The organism is Kitasatospora sp. NBC_01560 (assembly GCF_045208415.1).
Lineage (GTDB): Bacteria > Actinomycetota > Actinomycetes > Streptomycetales > Streptomycetaceae > Kitasatospora.
Genome location: NZ_CP109364.1, coordinates 2,712,423 through 2,724,832, shown reverse-complemented (window position 1 = coordinate 2,724,832; position 12,410 = coordinate 2,712,423). Strand labels below are relative to the sequence as shown.

12 protein-coding genes, 2 tRNA genes and 1 pseudogene are annotated in these 12,410 nt (G+C 74.6%); 6 read left to right on the top strand and 9 right to left on the bottom strand.

Going from position 1 to position 12,410, the window contains the following annotated elements; translation table 11 throughout:
• Positions 1 to 55: 55 nt before the first annotated feature.
• Positions 56 to 199: pseudogene (locus OH807_RS11585) on the bottom strand (IS5/IS1182 family transposase); the annotation flags it as partial.
• Positions 200 to 362: 163 nt separating this feature from the next.
• On the opposite strand from OH807_RS11585, the gene OH807_RS11580 reads away from it, so the two are divergent.
• Together OH807_RS11580 and OH807_RS11575 are read left to right on the top strand one after the other, a co-directional pair.
• Positions 363 to 941, top strand: a complete 579-nt coding sequence (locus OH807_RS11580; protein ID WP_406197225.1) for a hypothetical protein — start codon at positions 363 to 365, stop codon at positions 939 to 941.
• 4 nt (positions 942 to 945) lie between these two features.
• Positions 946 to 1,512, top strand: a complete 567-nt coding sequence (locus OH807_RS11575; RefSeq protein WP_406197222.1) for a DUF6529 family protein — start codon at positions 946 to 948, stop codon at positions 1,510 to 1,512.
• A 380-nt stretch (positions 1,513 to 1,892) separates the two neighbouring features.
• Here the strand turns inward: OH807_RS11575 and OH807_RS11570 are convergent, their stop codons facing one another.
• From OH807_RS11570 to OH807_RS11550, 5 genes are all read right to left on the bottom strand, one after another.
• Complete coding sequence (locus OH807_RS11570; RefSeq protein ID WP_406197220.1) at positions 1,893 to 2,783, bottom strand: phosphatidylinositol-specific phospholipase C; 891 nt, start codon at positions 2,781 to 2,783, stop codon at positions 1,893 to 1,895.
• A gap of 168 nt (positions 2,784 to 2,951) precedes the next feature.
• Positions 2,952 to 4,109 (bottom strand): ribonuclease inhibitor, encoded by a 1,158-nt coding sequence (locus tag OH807_RS11565; protein WP_406197218.1) that lies wholly within the window; start codon positions 4,107 to 4,109, stop codon positions 2,952 to 2,954.
• Complete coding sequence (locus OH807_RS11560; protein ID WP_406197217.1) at positions 4,106 to 5,515, bottom strand: SDR family NAD(P)-dependent oxidoreductase; 1,410 nt, start codon at positions 5,513 to 5,515, stop codon at positions 4,106 to 4,108. The genes OH807_RS11565 and OH807_RS11560 overlap by 4 nt, the downstream gene beginning before the upstream one ends.
• Before the next feature lie 26 nt (positions 5,516 to 5,541).
• Positions 5,542 to 5,616, bottom strand: a tRNA-Arg gene (locus OH807_RS11555).
• 8 nt (positions 5,617 to 5,624) lie between these two features.
• Positions 5,625 to 5,696 (bottom strand) — tRNA-Ala (locus tag OH807_RS11550).
• A gap of 120 nt (positions 5,697 to 5,816) precedes the next feature.
• On the opposite strand from OH807_RS11550, the gene OH807_RS11545 reads away from it, so the two are divergent.
• Complete coding sequence (locus tag OH807_RS11545) at positions 5,817 to 6,467, top strand: LysE family translocator (RefSeq protein WP_406210906.1); 651 nt, start codon at positions 5,817 to 5,819, stop codon at positions 6,465 to 6,467.
• Positions 6,468 to 6,507: 40 nt separating this feature from the next.
• On the opposite strand, the gene OH807_RS11540 is transcribed toward OH807_RS11545, so the two are convergent.
• Together OH807_RS11540 and OH807_RS11535 are read right to left on the bottom strand one after the other, a co-directional pair.
• Positions 6,508 to 8,064, bottom strand: a complete 1,557-nt coding sequence (locus OH807_RS11540; RefSeq protein WP_406197215.1) for a carbohydrate binding domain-containing protein — start codon at positions 8,062 to 8,064, stop codon at positions 6,508 to 6,510.
• Positions 8,065 to 8,359: 295 nt separating this feature from the next.
• Positions 8,360 to 8,944 (bottom strand): DUF3592 domain-containing protein, encoded by a 585-nt coding sequence (locus tag OH807_RS11535; RefSeq protein WP_406197213.1) that lies wholly within the window; start codon positions 8,942 to 8,944, stop codon positions 8,360 to 8,362.
• Positions 8,945 to 9,138: 194 nt separating this feature from the next.
• On the opposite strand from OH807_RS11535, the gene OH807_RS11530 reads away from it, so the two are divergent.
• The 3 genes from OH807_RS11530 (at position 9,139) to OH807_RS11520 (ending at position 11,654) form a co-directional block, all read left to right on the top strand.
• Positions 9,139 to 9,942, top strand: a complete 804-nt coding sequence (locus OH807_RS11530) for a hypothetical protein (protein WP_406197211.1) — start codon at positions 9,139 to 9,141, stop codon at positions 9,940 to 9,942.
• An 82-nt stretch (positions 9,943 to 10,024) separates the two neighbouring features.
• Positions 10,025 to 10,633, top strand: coding sequence for a GDSL-type esterase/lipase family protein (locus OH807_RS11525; RefSeq protein WP_406197210.1), 609 nt, complete (start codon positions 10,025 to 10,027; stop codon positions 10,631 to 10,633).
• 64 nt (positions 10,634 to 10,697) lie between these two features.
• On the top strand, positions 10,698 to 11,654 hold the full coding sequence (locus OH807_RS11520; protein ID WP_406197208.1) for an aldo/keto reductase: 957 nt from the start codon (positions 10,698 to 10,700) through the stop codon (positions 11,652 to 11,654).
• A gap of 80 nt (positions 11,655 to 11,734) precedes the next feature.
• Here the strand turns inward: OH807_RS11520 and OH807_RS11515 are convergent, their stop codons facing one another.
• Positions 11,735 to 12,334: a GNAT family N-acetyltransferase gene (locus tag OH807_RS11515; RefSeq protein WP_406197205.1), complete on the bottom strand. Its 600-nt coding sequence runs from the start codon at positions 12,332 to 12,334 to the stop codon at positions 11,735 to 11,737.
• Positions 12,335 to 12,410: the final 76 nt, after the last annotated feature.

Below are 12,410 nucleotides of genomic sequence, written 5' to 3'. Positions count from 1 at the left end.
GGAGTACCAGGTGTTCTGACCCGTGAGGTTGTGATCAGTTGATCGGTCGTACGAGGCGCACAGTCGTGGAGTCCACGCTGACCAGGGACAGGTCCGCCCTCCCTTCGCGGGCGGCCTCGGCGATCAGACCTTCGAGCAGCGAGGTGAGCACACCGGTGTCCCGCCAGGCCCGGAACCGACCGAAGACCGTCGACCAGGGGACTGCCCGTGGCCCGGGGCGGCGCGGCCCGGGGCCGTTACTGTCGGCCATCGGAGTTAACGGTCGCCTCGCCTTGCCCACCCCCTGGCGTGCCTGGTGAAGCGGCCGAGCCTGTTCGCGCTGAAGTGGTGGCACCAGTTCCCACCCCGGCCGGAGTGAAGCCATGAGAATTTCCCGTACGGTGACCGCCACGGCCGCCGTCGTCGCCCTGATCACCGTGGCGTGCGGCGGCTGCTCCAGCAGCAACAAGTCGACAGCCGCGGCAAGCCCGACACCCCCGGCGACCTCCACGGCGAGCTCCTCCGGCAGTCCGACCGCCGTAGCGACCCCGACGGAGAGCGCGAGCCCGAGCCCCTCCGCCGGAGCCGGCGGTGCGGCGGCCACGGTCTCGGCGACCACCGTCGGCAAGTACCAGAACATCCTGGTCGACGCGCGGGGCAAGACGCTCTACCTGTTCGAGGCGGACACCTCGCCCACCTCGACCTGCTACGACGCCTGCGCCACCGCCTGGCCCCCCGCTCTGACCACCGGTGCCCCCACCGCCGCCAACGGTGTCGACCAGGCCAAACTCTCCACGACCACCCGCAAGGACGGCACGACCCAGATCGTCTACAACGGCCACCCGCTCTACTCCTTCGAGGGCGACACGGCGCAGGGCGACACCAACGGCGAGGAGTCCAGCGCCTTCGGTGCCAAGTGGTATGTGGTCAACACCGCGGGCAGCAAGGTCGAGGGCGACTGAGCGGATGAACGGCGTCGAACGGTCGTCCCGCCCCCGGTGGGCCTCCGGCCTCCTGTGGGCCCTCCTGCCGCTGGCGGTCACGGTCGGCCTCCTCTGGTACGGCCGGGCACACACCCCCGACTACACCAGCAGCCTCTTCGGCCGCCGCTTCGACGACGCCAACCAGCTCAAGGCCCAGCTCGGCACCGCCCTGCTGGGCCTGGCGCTGATCCAGCTCCTGCTGGCGCTCTGGATGTACGGCCGGCTGCCCGGTGTGCCCACCGCACCCCGGTCGGTCCGGAGCGGGCACCGGCTGGTCGGCCTGGCCGCGTTCCTGCTGTCCCTCCCGATCGCCTACCACTGCCTCACGGCCTACGGCGTGCAGCTGACGGACAGTCGGGTCGCCCTGCACTCGTTCGCCGGGTGCTTCCTCTACGGCGCGTTCGTCGCCAAGGTCATCGTGGTCCGCCACCGCCGGCTGCCCGACTGGGCCCTGCCCACGGCGGGCGGCGCCCTGCTCGTCCTGATCGTCCTGCTCTGGTACAGCGCGGCGCTCTGGCGCCTGAACGGCTACCACGTGCCCGGTCTGTGAGCCGTCCCCCACGGCCCCTTGCACATCCGGACGCTGTTGGTGGGTTGTGAGAGATTGGCTGCGGTGACCAACGCCGGTCTCCGAGACCTGTCCCGGAGACCGGCGTTGGTCGTTGGGGGTGGTCCGGTGTCGATGCTTGCGGGGTGGGCCGGGCGAGGTTCCGGCGGAGACGGTGAGGGTGGCGCGGGCTGCGTTCCCGAAGGGCGGCCTGACTGTCCGGACCCGGGGCGAGGTGGGAGGGCTGTTCACCGACGGGCGGTTCGTGGAGCTGTTCCCGGCACGAGGCAGGCCGGCACGGTCGCCGGGCCGGCCGGCGACAGGGAGCGTCGCAGGCCGAGCATCCGGGTGTCGGTGGTGCGCCGCCTCCGCAGAACGGGCGGTCAGAGGCCGAAGTTCAGCGCGTAGAGGGAGCGCACCAGGTCGGCGGTGACGAAGTCCATCGGGACGGTGCCGAGCACCGGGCGGGCGGACCGGTCGAGGCTGCCGAGGTAGCCGCGCAGCCTGGGGGTGATCGCGTCGGCGGCCTGACGCGGCCAGAGGCCCCAGCCGGAGCTGGAGGTGAAGGTGAGGAAGAGCCGCTGCGGGTCGCTCGCGGCGCGGGCGGCGTCGAGGTGGGCGGAGACCTCGGGCCACTTGCGGGAGGCGATCTCGAAGATGGTGCCGATGTCGTAGTCGTCCTCGATGTCGGTGCGGCCGCCGCCCCAACGGAGCCCGGGCAGACCGGAGTTGTCGGCGAGCAGGACGACCCGGCCGCGCACCTCGCCGAGCCGCGGGACGCGGTCCTCCGTCCAGAACAGACCGGGCCAGCGCTGCTGGTAGCCGGCGAAGAGAGCGCCGAACTCGCTGTCGGGGACGGTGGAGTACTCCTGTTTGACCCGCATCACCAGGGCTTCGCCGGGGTGCGCGGCCAGGAACGCCCGGCACTGGTTGAGGACGTCGCCGAAGAAGATCTGCTGGAAGACCGGCCCGTGGTGGATCGCGAGCACGCCGTCGACCGCGCGGCAGCGGATGTCGAGGAAGCGCACGCCGGCCGTCAACTGGTCCGGCAGGGCGAGCGTCTGGGTCTGGGTGAGGGCGCCGCCGTACAGCGAGCAGGTGTCGTGCGTGCCGGGGAGGGTGAGTCGCGCGAGGGGGGCCTGGGCGTCGACGCTGCCCAGCCAGTCGGCCCCGCCCGGAAGGGCGGCCGCCGAGGCGGTCGGCGAGCCCGCGGCCAGCCCGGCGGCGGCGAGGGCGCCCAGCAGGGCGGTGCGGGTGAAGGTGCGCCTGCTCATCGGTGTGCGGGTGCTCAAGGACACGGCGTGGTACCCCCGTTGGGTGTGGTGGGGCGCGGGCGTGACGGGAGGAGTGAGTGGCATGTCCATTGTCGGCAGATCGGCCCGGCTTGCCCAGGGGTGGGACGACACCGCGGCGCGGGGTGCGCTCCCGTGCTGACGGCCTGCTCAGCGGTGGACGCTGCGGACCGCCGCGACGGCCGCCGGCACCACCGGGGCGGGGACGTCGGCGGCCAGGGCGTCGAGCCGGCGCCGGACGGTGGTGGCGACGCCCTTGCCGAGGACGTAGCGGGTCGCGTACGGGGAGCGCTCGGCGCCGGCGAGCAGCGGCAGGGCGTCCCGGCTGCGCAGGCCGGTGCCGGCCAGGACGAGGTGGCGCAGGCCGTGGGCCCGCCCGGCGAGGGTCTCGGCGATGGCGGCGGTGGCAGTGGCGTCGAGCCGGTTGTCGGCGGCGGTGAGGACGGCGGCGGCGCGGATCCGGCCGAGGTCGAGCAGCTCCACCCCGGCCTCTGCCGCCGCGGCGACCAACCGGGCGGCCGCGGCCGGCCCGAGGCCCGAGCTGGCGGCGGAGAGCCGGCGCAGCCGCCCGGGCGGTGCCTCGGCGAGCGCGCGGGCGAGCACGTCGGCGCCCGCGTCGCCGAGCCCGGCGGCCGGAATGTACAGCTCGTCGAGGACACCGGCGGTGATCAGCCGGGCGGCCTGGACGGCGCCGTCCGGGCCGAGTGGGTTTCCGCCGAGGTAGAGGCGTTCGAAGCGCCGCCCGGAGGCGAGCACGGCGTCGGCCAGGGCCCGCAGCCCGGCCGCGTCCAGCCCGGTCTGCACCAGGTCGAGGGTGTGCAGCTCGGCGGCGGCGCGGACGAGTTCGGCGGCGGCCGGTCCGCCCGCCGGGCCCAGCGGGTTGCGCTTGAGCCAGAGCGCCCGGACGACGTGCGGCGAGGCGTACAGGCGGTCGGCGAGCCGGCAGGCGCCGGTGGTGGTGATGCCGTTGCAGCCCAGGTAGAGCGTCTCGACGCCGGTGCCGCTCGTGCGGTCGGCGACGGCGGCCGCGCCCGCGTCGCCGAGCCCGTCGGTGCCGAGCAGCAGGTGGCGGACGGGTGCGCTCCCGCCGGTGGCCGCGTCGGCGACCGCATCGGCGACCAGCGCGGCGCCGTCCGGGCCGAGTTGCTGCTTGCAGAGGTCGAGCCGCCCGTCGGGCAGGGCGGTGCCGGCGGGGAAGTCGAGGCGTTGCTCGGTGGGGCGGCCGGTCCGCAGCCAGGCGAGCAGCGGCGCGAGGTCGGTGCTGGGCCGGGGGACGATCGAGGCGATCCCCGGGAGCGGGCCGGTCACCACGCCGCCTCGCGGTAGTCCTTGAGGAAGACGCCGGAGACCGGTGCGCCGGCCTCGCCGCGGACGATCGGGTCGTAGACGCGGGCCGCTCCGTCGACGATGTCGAGCGGCGTGCGGAAGCCCTCGGCGGCGATCCGGCTCTTCTTGGGGGCCGGGTTCTCGTCGGTGATCCAGCCGGTGTCGACGGCGCACATGTGCACGCCCCGGGCGGCGAGTTCCTCGGCGCTGGTCCGGGTGAGCATGTTGAGGGCGGCCTTGGCCATGTTGGTGTGCGGGTGGCCGGCGGTCTTGTTGCGGACGGCGAACCGGCCCTCCACGGCGGTGACGTTGACGATGTAGCGGCGCGGGTGCGGGGAGGCGAGCAGCAGCGGGAGCAGCCGGTCGCAGAGCAGCGCGGGGGCGAGGGCGTTGACGAGCTGGGTCTCCAGGAGCTCGCCCGGGTCCAGCGTGCCGAGCCGGGCCGACCAGGAGTTGACCGGCGCGAGGTCCGGCAGCAGACCGGCCTCGTCGGCCAGCTCCGGCAGCAGGACGGCGGCCGACCGGTCGGCCGCGGTGTCGAGTTCGGCGGCGGGCCAGGCCGGGGCCAGCGCGGGCATCGGCCGGAACCCCGGGGCGTGGACGACCTCGGTGGACGCGGCGGGCAGGGCGGCCCGCTCGCCGGCGGCGAGCAGCGCGTAGGACTCGGGCGGGCGGCGCAGGGTCTGCGCGGCGTTGTTGACCAGGATGTCCAACGGGCGCCCGTCGGCGCGGAGCTGCTCGGCCAGGCCGAGCACCTGGCGCGGGTCGCGCAGGTCGATGCCGACCACGGTGAGGCGGTCGCGCCACTCGGCACTGCCGGCGGCGGCGTGGAAGCGTCGCACGGTGTCGTGCGGGAACCGGCTGGTGACGATCAGTTCGGCGCCGTCGCGCAGCATCATCAGCGCGAGCTGGAAGCCGATCTTCACCCGGCCGCCGGTGAGCAGCGCCCGGCGGCCGCGCAGGTCGGTGGCGAGGGCGCGGCGGGTGGTGTTGTCCTCGGCGCAGGCGGAGCAGAGCAGGTGGTAGAAGGCGTCGACCTGGCGGTAGGGCTGCTTGCAGACGTAGCAGCGGCGGCCGAGCCGGAGTTCGCCGAGCACGCCGGTGGCGCGGTCGGGGAGCGGCGCGTCCTCGCGGCGGTCGCGGGCGCCGGTGGCGGTGGCGGCGAGCAGATCGCTGTCGGCCTGCCGGGCCTCGTCCTTGACGCCCTGGCGCCGCCGCTTGCGGCTCTCGCGGACGAAGGACTCCAGCTGCCGTTCGGCGTGCAGCCGGACGCGGTTGTCGGCGGGGAGGGCGCGGAGGCGGCCGAGGGTGCGACTGAAGGCGGCCAGCTCCTCGGTGGTGACGTCGTCGCGCTCCCCGGTGCCCTGCTCGTCGCTCCGGACCGTCATGTCCGCCCCCTTGATGCCCTGTGCCGTGGTGGTCCCGACCGGATTCGAACCGGCGTGCTCGGATCCGAAGGCCGATGCGCCTGCCTCTGCGCTACGGGACCAGGCCTGCCCGAGGAGGCCGGATTCGAACCGGCGTACCCGCCCTGCTGAGGCGGCGCGCCTGCCTCTGCGCTACACCCCGGGCAGTAGGGGAGGACTGTACCGGCTTTCACCGGAGAAGTGGGATCACATTATTCGTAGGATGAGGATCTTGATCGCGGCGGGACGCGCCGCGGTCACCACGGGGTACGGGGAGAACACGATGGTGAGTCTCGGCGCGATAGCCGGCATTGCGACGGTGTCCACGGGGATGGTGCTCACCCCGGGACCGAACATGATCTACCTGGTGTCCCGGTCGGTCGCCCAGGGCCGCCGGGCCGGGCTGATCTCGCTGGCGGGCGTCTTCGTGGGCTTCCTGACCTACCTGATCGCGGCGACGGCCGGCATCGCGGCGGTCTTCGCGCTGGTGCCGGAGGTCTACCTGGCGGTCAAGCTGGCCGGCGCCGGCTACCTGCTCTGGCTGGCCTGGAAGGCCGTCCGCCCGGGCGGCAGTTCGGCCTTCGCCCCCAAGGAGCTGGCCGCCGACCGGCCGGCCCGGCTCTTCGGCATGGGGCTGCTGACCTGCCTGCTGAACCCCAAGATCGCGATCCTCTACGTGTCGCTGCTGCCGCAGTTCGTGCAGCCGGAGCGCGGCCACGTCGCCGCGCAGAGCCTGCTGCTGGGCCTGACGCAGATCGCCGTGGGGGTGGCCGGCAACGGCCTGTTCGTGCTGACGGCCGGTTCGGTGTCCGCGTTCTTCGCGGCCCGCCCGCTCTGGCAGCGGGTGCACCGCTACCTGATGGGGACGGCGCTGGCCGGCTTCGCGGTGCGGATCGCGGCGGACCGCTCGCGCGCGGTGCTGGCGGCCCCCTGAGGCGTCGACGCCCCGGGGAGCCGCCGGCATCCCGGCCGGCTCAGCCGGCGTACTGGGCGAAGATCTTCGCGAACTCGTACGGCTGCTGGGCGATGTTGGTGCACTTGAACAGGGCGCCGGTGCAGGCGTTGGCGTCCCGGGTGGCGTCCCAGAAGGCCAGCTCGCCGAGGTGGTGCTGCTTGGCGAAGGCCACCAGCTGCTGGGCGTCGGCCTGGTTGTAGATCTGGTGGTCGTCGTTCTCGCCGATCATCGGCGTGACGCCGACCGCGGCCCAGAGCTGGGCGTCCGTCTTCGCCGGGTACAGCGCCTTGAGCTGGCCGTACAGCGCCTGCGCGGCCTGGACGGCCGCGTCGCCGTAGTCGGAGCCGGTGCGGTAGTAGTCCATCGCCATGATGTTCACCAGGTCGACGTCCACGCCCGCGTCACGGGCCGACTTGACGATCGCGACGCCCTCGGTGGTGAGGCCCTCGGGCAGCACCGGCAGGGTGAAGGAGACCTTCAGGCCGGGGTTGGCCTTCTGCAGCTTGGCCAGCGCGGCCGAGCGGCGGTCGTTGGCGGCGGTGTCGGCGATCGCCGCGCCCTCGATGTCGAAGTCGACGTAGCGCAGGCCGTACGCCTTGACCACGGCGTCGTACTCGGCGAACAGCGGGTCGACGCCGGTGCAGGCGGCGGCGAGTTCGGTGCCGCTGGCGCCACCGAAGGAGACCTTGACGTCGCCGCCGGCCGCCCGCAGCGCGTCCACCTGGTCCTTGGCCCAGCCGGTCCGCGGGTCGTAGGCGTTGAACCAGCTGGCCTTGCAGCCGACGCCGGTCACGAAGCCCATGGTGAAGGACTTCAGGTTGCCGGCCTTGGCCATCGCCGGCAGCGACGGGGTGGGCCAGGCGCCCATGTCGATGTAGGGGGCCACCGGGACGGCGACGTTCGGCGTCGGGGTGGTGGGCGTCCCGGTGCCGGTGGGCGTCGGGGTCACCGTCGGCGTGGCCGAGGTCGGCGGCGGGGTGGTCGGGTTGCCGCCGGGGCCGGTGAGCGCGACGTCGTCGGCCAGGTAGGCGCCCTGCCCGTACCAGCCGTGCAGGTAGACGGTGACGCTGGTGGTGGCCGGGCCGGTGGTGATGGTGGTGCTCAGCTGCTGCCAGGAGGCGCCGCCGGGCGTCCAGACCGCCGGGTCGGTGACCCCGCTGCCGGTGGCGCCGAGGTAGACGTACTGGCCCTGGACCCAGGCGCTCAGCGTGTACTTGGTGTTGGGCTGCACGGCGACGGTCTGGCCGCACTGGGCGGTGTCGCTGCTGCTGGCGGACCCTTTGAGGGCGTACGTGCCGCTGTGCGCGCCGGAGTTGACGACGCTGCCGGTGCCGCCGGAACAGCTCCAGGGGCCGGCCGAGCCGCTCTCGAAGCCGGCGTTGGCCAGCAGGTTGCCGTCGGCCGCGCCGGCGTTCCCGGCCAGGGTGGCGAGGCCGCCGGCCGCGAGTACGGTGGCGGCGGCGAGGCTGAGCAGCTTGACCCGGCCGCCCGAACGGCGGTGCCGGCCGGGGGAGTCGGGCGCGGAGGCGGCTGCGGTGGTGTCGGGCGCGGGGGTGCCGTGGGGCGCGCGTGGCATGGGGGTGCCTCTCGGGACGGTGCCCGGCCGCCCGCCGCGGTGGGGGAACGCGGGCGGGCGGCCGTGGGCGGTGGGGTGGTGTCCGGTGTGGGGGAGGTGCGCGGTGCTGGGCACCAACGTGGACTAGACCAGCTGTGCACGTCAAGAACTTCCGGGGCATCAAAGGCCCTCGGGGGAAAGCCTTACGAGCGCTTTAAGGAAGGCCGGTCCTCCGCCGTCGGCCACCTGACCGTCGTGGCGGGGGCGGCCCCGTGGCCGGCGGCGCGCGGCTCGTGCCGGGGGCGGCACCTGCGCCCTACGGGAGATCGAGGTCGGAGAAGTCGACGCCGTCGGGGCAGGCGAGCCGGGCGGCGGACCGGTCCCAGGTGCAGACGGTGCGGCCGTCGGGGGCCGGAGCGATGCCGTCGCCGCCGGTCGCGATCCCGAAGCCGAGGAAGGCGAAGAACAGCCCGGTGACGGCGAAGACCAGGCCGAACACCGTGGCCACCACGGCGCCGGCGACGGCGCCCGACGTGCCCCGGTCGGCGGTCACCGCGCGGTGCGGCCGGTCGGGCAGGTACCGCACGGGCACGTGGTCGCCCACGACCCGGGGTGCGCCCGACGTGTCCCGGAACCGCACGTCCCGGCCGTCGAAGGTCCGGAACCCGAGGATCACGTGCCGCACCGAGCGGGTGCGCCGGTCCGACAGGTCCGTGCCCACCCGTTCCTCCGTCACGTACGTCTCCAGGCAGACGGCCTGCGCCACCAGCCCGTTCGCCAGGGTCCGGGCCCGTAGCCGGGCCCGGTGCACCGCGGCGACCGCCATCGCCGGTCCCAATGCCGCGAACACCGACCCGACGATGCCGAAGAGGATTCCGACGACGTTGCCGCTGTCCGACATGCCCACCCCCGTGAACTGTCCGTTGAGCACCTGAACCGTCGCTGGGAGGACGGAAGTTGTGCGCGACCGGTTCCCGCCCCGGTCCCGCGTGGCGCCGGCCCCGGGCGGCCCGGCGGTGACCGGCCCGGCCCGTCCGCCGGCCGGGTGGGGCGAACGAAGATCGTCCGACGCCGGCCTGTGGTAGGACAATCGCCATGATCTCCTCAGCCGGCGCCGGGTGGCGCCACCGCATCACGCTCGACGGCCACCGGGGCCCGCTGGTCCTCGCGGCGGCGATCGCGCTTGCCCTCGCGGTGCCGAAGACGCCCCTCAACGGGCTCTACCTGCTGCCCGTGGTGCTCCTGGCCGCGGTCTGCAACCTCGGGTCCGCCTTCCCGGTCGTCGCGCTCACGGTGTTGGCGGTGCCGGTCGGCCTACCGCTGGTGCTGCTGTGGACCAAGCGCGAGCGACTGGCCCGGCCGGGCAGGTCCGTCCTGCTGGGCGGGGCGCTGACCACGGCGACGGCGGCGTTCGCCTTCAGCGGGCCGGCGGTCGACTGGACGCTGCTCGGCCTGGCCGTCTGCGCGGCGATCGCGCTCGCCGTGCTCTGGCCGGTCCGCCAGCTCCTCACCGACCCGGTCGAGCTGCACCACCCGGAGGGCGCCTGGCGCTGGGCGGTGCTCCCGCTGGTGGCGGCCGCCGGGGCCGGGCTCGTCGGCGCCCAGGTGCCGCAGCAGGCCCGGTTCGAGCTCAGCCGCCCGGCGATGACGGCCTTCGCCGAGCGGACGCTCGCCGACGGCGTGGCCCACGCCCCGCAGGGCAGCTGGGTCGGCGGCTACCGGGCGAGCGACGTGCAGGCGGTCGGCAGTGGCCTGCGCTTCACCGTCGAGGGCGCCGGCCTGTTCGAGGTGACCGGCTGGGCCTACCTCCCGGACGGCCCGCCCGCCGAGCGCCACGGCGACACCTACACCCACCGCTCCGGCGCCTGGTACACCTGGACGGACAACGGCAACTTCTGATCCCCGCGGCTGAGTTGCGGACCGGGTGTCCGCCTGTCGGAAACCTGCCCGGGTACGCCGCGCAGCTCCCTAGGGTGGCGCGATGATCACCAATCTGCGCATCTGCTTCCTCGGGGACTCCTTCGTCCAGGGCGTCGGGGACCCGGAGTACCGCGGCTGGGTCGGCCGGGTGCTCCAGGCCGCCGGCGGACAGGCCACGGCGTTCAACCTCGGCGTCCGCCGGAACACCTCGGCGGACGTACTGGCCCGGATCTGGCCGGAGGTGGACGCACGGACGGTGCCGGGGGCCGACAACCGGCTGGTCCTCTCGGTCGGCAGCAACGACACCGTGCGCGAGGACGGCCGGCCGCGGGTGGCCCCGGAGCAGTGCGCGGCCAACCTCGCCGCCCTGCTGGACGGCGCCCGGGAGCGCGGGCTCGGCGTCCTGGTGGTCGGCCCGCCGCCGGTCGCCGACGCGGGTGCCGAGCACCTCGACCGGCTGCTGACGCTCGCCGGCGCACTGGCGGGGCGCTGCGCCGAGCGTGGCGTGCCCTTCGTCGACGTGACGGCCGCGCTCGCCGCGGACGAGGTCTGGACGGGCGAGGCCCTGGCCGGCGACGGCGCCCATCCGGGGGCGGGCGGCTACCGGGCGCTCGCCGGCCTGGTGCTGGCGGCCGGATGGCTGGAGTGGCTCGCCGGGGGCGGGGCTTGACCTGGAGCGCACTCGAAGAGAGAGGCTGGAGCCGTTGATCCACGACACGGAGGAGTACCGGAAGATGCGTACCAGCACGCTCGGCGAGCATGGTCCCGAGGTCGGTGTGGTCGGGCTCGGCTGCATGGGGATGACCTGGGCCTACGACCCGCAGAACCGCGACGACGAGACTTCGGTGCGGGTGATCCGGGAGGCGCTCGACCTCGGCGTCACCCTGATCGACACCGCCGACATCTACGGCCCGTACAGCAACGAGGAGGTGGTCGGCGCCGCGCTGGCCGGCCCGTACCGGGAGCGCGCCGTGCTGGCCACCAAGGTGGGCCTGGTGCCCGGCGACGAGGGCCGGCGGGTCGACCGGAACGGCCGGCCGGAGCACGTGCGGCGCTCGATCGACGAGAGCCTGCGCCGCCTCGGCACCGACCACGTCGACCTCTACCAGCTGCACCGGGTGGACCCGGACGTGCCGATCGAGGAGACCTGGGGCGCGCTCGCCGAGGCCGTCGCGGCCGGCAAGGCGCGCCGGATCGGCCTCTCCGAGGTGAGCGTCGAGGAGATCAAGCGGGCGCAGGCGGTGCACCCGGTGGCGTCCGTGCAGTCCGAGCTGTCGCTCTGGACCAGGGACGCGCTGGCCGAGGTGCTGCCGTACACCGAGGCAGAGGGCATCGCCTTCCTGCCGTTCTCGCCGCTCGGCCGGGGCTTCCTGACCGGCTCCATCTCCTCCGCGGACCAGCTCCCGGCCGACGACTTCCGCCGCTCCCTGCCGCGGTTCCAGCAGGAGGCGCTGGCGGCCAACCTGGCGCTGGTGGAGAAGGTGAAGGAGGTCGCCGGGCGGGTCGGTGCGACGCCGGCCCAGGTGGCGCTGGCCTGGGTGCTGGCGCAGGGCCGGTACGTCCTGCCGATCCCTGGCACCAAGACGCCGAAGTACCTGGTGGACAACGCGGGCGCGGCCGGCGTGGTGCTCCCGGCGGCGGACCTCGCCGAGCTGGACGCACTGCCGGCGCCGACCGGCGGCCGTTACTGACCGTCCCGGCCGCTACCGGCCCGGCCGGTCGTGACCGTCCCGGCCGCTACCGGCCCGGCCGGTCGTGACCGTCCCGGCCGCTACCGACTGATGTCGGCTTGGTCTCCGCTGACCCAGACCAGCTGCCGCCCCGTCTCGCCCGGTGCCCGGACCGCCACCTCGGCGGTCCGGGCGAGCCGGTAGCCCGCCTTGCGCGCCACCGCGGCGCTGGCGCCGTTGGCCCGGTCGCAGTGGATCTCCACCCGGCCGATCCCGGGCAGGGCGAGGGCGGCCCCGGTCAGGGCCTGCGCGGCGGTGGTGGCGATGCCCCGGCCGGCGTACGCCGCGTCCACCCAGTAGCCGAGCTCCAGCGCGCCCGGGCCGATCCGGGCATGCAGGCCGAACGAGCCGATCACGCTGCCGGGTTCGGCGTCGACGCCGAGCAGGTAGATGAAGTCGGTGCCGGCCTCCCAGGCGGCCGCGCCGGCCCTGGCCAGCTCGGCGGTGAGGGCCCGGGTGGGGGCCTCGGCCGCCCAGGCCAGCCAGGGCCGCAGATGGTCCAGGTTGGCCCGGACGGCGGCGTTGAGCGCGGCCGCGCGGTCGGGCCCGCGGCGGTGCAGGGACACCCCGCCGGCCAGGCGCAGCAGTTCCGGCGGCCGGCCGGGGGAGACCTCGCAGGACGGTGACATGACAGGACTCATGAGCGCGATTATGGACGCGGTCCAGACCTGCCACCAGCGGCGAACCGCCGGGGCGACGGCGCCGCCCGGGGGAGCG

Bases quoted from the DNA above. Each gene is read 5' to 3' on its own strand.
- OH807_RS11520 (WP_406197208.1), top strand. From the start codon at position 10,698: ATGCGTACCAGCACGCTCGGCGAGCATGGTCCCGAGGTCGGTGTGGTC.
- OH807_RS11560 (WP_406197217.1), bottom strand. From the start codon at position 5,515: ATGACGGTCCGGAGCGACGAGCAGGGCACCGGGGAGCGCGACGACGTC.
- OH807_RS11575 (WP_406197222.1), top strand. From the start codon at position 946: ATGAACGGCGTCGAACGGTCGTCCCGCCCCCGGTGGGCCTCCGGCCTC.
- OH807_RS11540 (WP_406197215.1), bottom strand. From the start codon at position 8,064: ATGCCACGCGCGCCCCACGGCACCCCCGCGCCCGACACCACCGCAGCC.
- OH807_RS11545 (WP_406210906.1), top strand. From the start codon at position 5,817: ATGGTGAGTCTCGGCGCGATAGCCGGCATTGCGACGGTGTCCACGGGG.
- OH807_RS11535 (WP_406197213.1), bottom strand. From the start codon at position 8,944: ATGTCGGACAGCGGCAACGTCGTCGGAATCCTCTTCGGCATCGTCGGG.
- OH807_RS11525 (WP_406197210.1), top strand. From the start codon at position 10,025: ATGATCACCAATCTGCGCATCTGCTTCCTCGGGGACTCCTTCGTCCAG.
- OH807_RS11530 (WP_406197211.1), top strand. From the start codon at position 9,139: ATGATCTCCTCAGCCGGCGCCGGGTGGCGCCACCGCATCACGCTCGAC.
- OH807_RS11580 (WP_406197225.1), top strand. From the start codon at position 363: ATGAGAATTTCCCGTACGGTGACCGCCACGGCCGCCGTCGTCGCCCTG.
- OH807_RS11515 (WP_406197205.1), bottom strand. From the start codon at position 12,334: ATGAGTCCTGTCATGTCACCGTCCTGCGAGGTCTCCCCCGGCCGGCCG.
- OH807_RS11570 (WP_406197220.1), bottom strand. From the start codon at position 2,783: ATGAGCAGGCGCACCTTCACCCGCACCGCCCTGCTGGGCGCCCTCGCC.